The sequence below is a fragment of the Nocardia neocaledoniensis genome (genome assembly GCF_029868625.1).
GTDB classification, from domain to species: domain Bacteria; phylum Actinomycetota; class Actinomycetes; order Mycobacteriales; family Mycobacteriaceae; genus Nocardia; species Nocardia neocaledoniensis_A.
This window is the reverse complement of sequence record NZ_JARWOJ010000172.1, coordinates 1-4,170: the sequence shown is the minus strand read 5'-3', so window position 1 is coordinate 4,170 and position 4,170 is coordinate 1. Positions and strand designations below refer to the sequence as shown.

Sequence of the window (4,170 nt, the reverse complement as noted above, 5' to 3'; positions counted from 1 at the left end):
CGTACCAGGTGACGGCGCTGAGATCGCGGGTGGAGAACTCGGCGTAGTGCGCGATCATCTCCTCGGGGGTGGGCAGTCCACCGACGGTGCCGAGCGTGCCCATCAGTCCGGCGCCGACGGTGCCGGGGACGGGCCGGGTCGCCAGCTGCCAGCCGAGGTCGAGCAGCGGATCACCGATGGTCGACATCTCCCAGTCGACCATGGCCGCGACCTGCGGGCCGTCGTAGTCGAACATCATGTTGGCCAGGTGACAGTCGCCGTGCATGATGCCCGGCGTCCACTCGGCCGGTCGGTGCCGCTCGAGCCAGTCGCCCACCCGGTCCAGGCCGGGAATCGACGGTCCGGGATAGCCCTCGTTGGCGGCGTAGGAGTCGAGTTCGCGCAGCCAGCGCGGCACCTGGCGCTCCAGGAAACCCTCGGGCTTGCCGTAGTCCTCCAGCCCGAGCGCCCGGTAGTCGAGCGCGCCGAGCCGGGCGATCGCCTCCACCGCGGACAAGCCCATCTGCCGCCGGATCTCCGGGTCGTTCGCGTGCAGTTCCGGCAGCTCGGTCTGCGGGTTGAAGCCGCGGATCGGCTCCATCAGGTAGAACACCGCGCCGATGACGGACTCGTCGTCGCAGGCGGCGATCACCGTGGGCGCGCGCACCTCGGTGTCCTCGATGGCGCCGAGCAGCCGGGATTCGCGGCGGATCACGTCATTGCTCTTGGCGCGCAGGTGCCGCGGCCCGCGCCGCAGCACGTATTCGCGCTCACCTCGGGTGAAGCGCACCATGATGTTCTGGGTACCGCCGCCGATCGGGGTGACCGCGCCGAAGGAGCCGCCGGGCAGGCCACGCTCGTCCATCCACCGCCCGATCGCCGCGAAATCCGCGATCGTCGGGTCGACCTCGACCGGTTGCGAAACAGACATGGCGATCATTGTGCCCGAGGCGGAGCGTCCGTGGGCCCGGCGTAGGGTTTCTGCCAGGATGCGCACGCTGTTGATCGACAACTACGACTCGTTCACCTACAACCTCTATCAGCTGATCAGCGAGGTCAACGGGAACGAGCCGACCGTCGTGCGCAACGACGCGGCCGCCGGGCTCGGCGAGCTCGGGCTCGACCGCTTCGACAACGTGGTGATCTCGCCAGGGCCGGGTCGTCCGGATCGCGCGCGCGACATGGGGGTGTCGACCGCGCTGATCGCGGCGACGGAACTCCCGCTGCTCGGCGTCTGTCTCGGTCATCAGGGCATCGTGATCGGCGCGGGCGGCACCGTGGGCCGGGCTCCGCAGGCCAGACACGGGTACCTCGATCAGGTCACCCACGACGATCGCGACCTGTTCGCCGGTCTGCCGCAGGACTTCACGGTGGTGCGCTACCACTCGCTGGCGGCCGGGCAGCCGCTGCCCGAGGTGCTCGAGGTGACCGCCTCCACGAGCGACGGCGTGGTCATGGGTGTGCGGCACCGGGAGCGTCCGCAGTGGGGTGTGCAGTTCCATCCCGAGTCGGTGTCGAGCGAATTCGGGGCGGCGCTGCTGCGCAATTTCGCGGCGCTCACCAAGGCGCGTACCCGCGACGGCGCGCCGCTGCTCGTGCGCGGACCCCGCGAGGTCCCGCGCCCGCCTGCGCCGCCGGAGCGGCTGTTCCACCTGCGGCACAAGGTGATCGAGCGCGCCGTCGATACCGAGGCGATCTTCCTGCGCCGCTACGCCGACTCCCCGACCGCGTTCTGGCTCGACAGCGAGCACGTCGAACCCGGCCTCGACCGGTTCTCCTTCCTCGGCGACGCGTCCGGTCCGGGGGCCGAGATCGTGACCTATCGGGTCGGCGACGGTGCCGTCACGGTGACGGACGCCGCGGGCGCCAGGACCGTGCCCGGCACCGTCCTGGACTATCTCGATCGCGAACTCCGGCGCAGGCACTGCGAAACCCCGACGCTGCCTTTCGATTTCGCCGGCGGCTACGTCGGCTATCTCGGGTACGAGGTGAAGGCCGACTGCGGCGCGAGCGCGGCGCACCGCGCGGCCACCCCGGACGCGCAGTGGATCTTCGCCGACCGGCTGATCGTGGTCGACCACGAGGCGGGGCGCACCCACCTGCTCGCGCTCACCGAGGACGGGTTCGAGGCCGCGGAGCGCTGGCTGGCCGAGACCGACGCCGCCCTCGCCGACCTGCCGATCTGGGCGAATCCGGCCGACCTGACCGTGCCCGCCGATCCGGACGCCGTGCCGGCGCACCTGATCCGGGGCCGGGAGCGGTATCTGGCCGATATCGCGGTCTGCCAGGAACGGCTGCACGCTGGCGAGTCCTACGAGATCTGCCTGACCGACGCGGCGGCCGTGGCCGCGACGCCCGGCGACGGGCTGGCCGTGTACCGGCGGCTGCGCCGCTGCAACCCGGCGCCCTACGCCGCCTACCTGCGGTTCGACGGGCTCGATGTGGCGTGCTCGTCGCCGGAGCGCTTCCTCAAGGTCGACCGCGAGCGCGTGGTGGAGAGCAAGCCGATCAAGGGCACCGCGCCGCGCGGTCGGACCGTCATCGAGGACGAGAACCTGCGCAGGGCGCTGGCCGACGATCCGAAGACCCGCGCCGAGAACCTGATGATCGTCGACCTGCTGCGCAACGATCTGGGCCGGGTCTGCGAGGTGGGCTCGGTGCACGTGCCGGAGCTGATGGCCACCGAGACCTATTCCACCCTGCACCAATTGGTGTCCACCGTGCGCGGCACGTTGCGCGCCGAGGCCGGGGTGATCGACTGCCTGCGGGCCTGCTTCCCCGGCGGTTCGATGACCGGCGCGCCCAAGCTGCGCACCATGGAGATCCTCGACGAGCTGGAGACCCAGGCGCGCGGGATCTATTCGGGCACCATCGGTTTCCTGGGGCTCGGCGGGACCGCCGACCTCAACATCGTCATCCGCACAGCGGTCCGCCATGACGACGAGTGGCGGATCGGCGCGGGCGGCGCGATCGTCCTCGACTCCGACGCCGAGGACGAGTACGCCGAGATGGTGCTCAAGGCCGCGGCGACCTTCCGCGCCGTGACGCCCGCCGGGTCCTAGCGGCGCGGTCGCTTCTTCGGCTCGGGCTCCGGGGCGGGCTCCTCGCCGCCGCGCCCGGCGATCCGGCCGAGCAGCCCGACGCCGGGGAGCTTCGCCAGGGCCCCGAACAGGTCCTCACCGAGGGAGATCATCGCCTCCAACCGGGGCAGCAGGCGGTCGTAGGTGGCGAAGACCGGATCGGCCAGGGCGAGGGTGCGATCGAGCCGGTCGATGGTGCTGTTGAGCCGGTCCACCGCGATCGACAGGTTCTCGACCAGGTCCGGCAGCTGCGCGGCCAGCTGCGCCGAGGCCGGTGGCAGCCGCACCGCCGCGTCGAAGGCGTATCCCGCGGTCTGCTGCGCCGCGTCGATCGCCTGCCCCGCCGCCGTCTGCGCGGCGCCGACAGCGGCCTGCGCCGCCGACAGCAGATCAGCACCGGGCACCTTGCGCGCCTGCGGCTCCGGCACCGGTTCCCCACGCCCCCGCTTCTTCGGGTTGGTCATGACACCACTGTGCCCCACCACGGCCCGCTACGCCGGGAGGAACACTCCCCGCGCCAACGCCGACAGACCCGGCGGCCGCCTCACGACGTCAGCCCGCCCGACCTGCCGGACGTGAAACATGCCGTTGACGGCACTCCCAACCCCGACGACCCGACCTCGAGGAGGGTCCGCCGCGCAGCGGCGGGTGGGGGGCCGGGGGGGGGGGGGGGGGGGGGGGGGGGGGGGGGGGGGGGGGGGCGCGCGGGGGGGGGGGGGGGGGGGGGGGGGGCGGCCGCGCGGGGGGGGGGGCGGGGCGGGGGGGGGGGGGGGGGGGGGGGGGGGGGGGGGGGCCGGGGGGCGGGGGGGGGGGGGGGCTTGGGAGCTTCGGCGGCCGGAGCGGGAGCCGGGTGACACGGTGGCGACAGCCGCCGTGGCTGCGGCGATCGCGCTGTTGATGGAGATCTCGCCGCGCATACCCGGCGCGGTGGGGTTGGCCACTATGGTGCACGCCAGGGTGCCTGATCGGCGGGACAGGAGGGGCCGCGAACTCGAGCGCGCCAGCGCTCCGAAAACCCTGTCGGTGCGGCGTGGCATCATGCGGGGACCATGGAACTCCGAAAGGGCGCGCATGCGCCGGTGCCGACATCGCTTCTCGCCGTGGTTCTTTC

General features: G+C 72.7%; 5 protein-coding genes. 3 read left to right on the top strand and 2 right to left on the bottom strand.

Annotated elements, in window-relative coordinates; all coding sequences use genetic code 11:
- Nucleotides 1–919 (bottom strand): phosphotransferase family protein (locus QH270_RS12205; RefSeq protein ID WP_432420347.1); only part of this gene is annotated, 919 nt, incomplete at its 3' end.
- A 49-nt stretch (nucleotides 920–968) separates the two neighbouring features.
- On the opposite strand from QH270_RS12205, the gene pabB reads away from it, so the two are divergent.
- On the top strand, nucleotides 969–3,041 hold the full coding sequence (gene pabB / locus QH270_RS12200) for an aminodeoxychorismate synthase component I (protein ID WP_280341036.1): 2,073 nt from the start codon (nucleotides 969–971) through the stop codon (nucleotides 3,039–3,041).
- On the opposite strand, the gene QH270_RS12195 is transcribed toward pabB, so the two are convergent.
- A complete protein-coding gene (locus QH270_RS12195) occupies nucleotides 3,038–3,523 on the bottom strand; it encodes a hypothetical protein (RefSeq protein ID WP_280341034.1) in 486 nt (161 codons plus the stop codon). The two genes, pabB and QH270_RS12195, sit on opposite strands and share 4 nt — an antisense overlap.
- Before the next feature lie 111 nt (nucleotides 3,524–3,634).
- On the opposite strand from QH270_RS12195, the gene QH270_RS12190 reads away from it, so the two are divergent.
- Both QH270_RS12190 and QH270_RS12185 read left to right on the top strand, forming a co-directional pair.
- Entirely contained in the window at nucleotides 3,635–3,913 is a 279-nt protein-coding gene (locus QH270_RS12190) for a hypothetical protein (RefSeq protein ID WP_280341032.1), read from the top strand.
- Between the two features lie 4 nt (nucleotides 3,914–3,917).
- Nucleotides 3,918–4,170, top strand: a 253-nt coding sequence (locus QH270_RS12185; protein WP_280341030.1) for a hypothetical protein, incomplete at its 3' end; no start/stop codon positions are given.

Bases quoted from the DNA above. Each gene is read 5' to 3' on its own strand.
- pabB (WP_280341036.1), top strand. From the start codon at position 969: ATGCGCACGCTGTTGATCGACAACTACGACTCGTTCACCTACAACCTC.
- QH270_RS12195 (WP_280341034.1), bottom strand. From the start codon at position 3,523: ATGACCAACCCGAAGAAGCGGGGGCGTGGGGAACCGGTGCCGGAGCCG.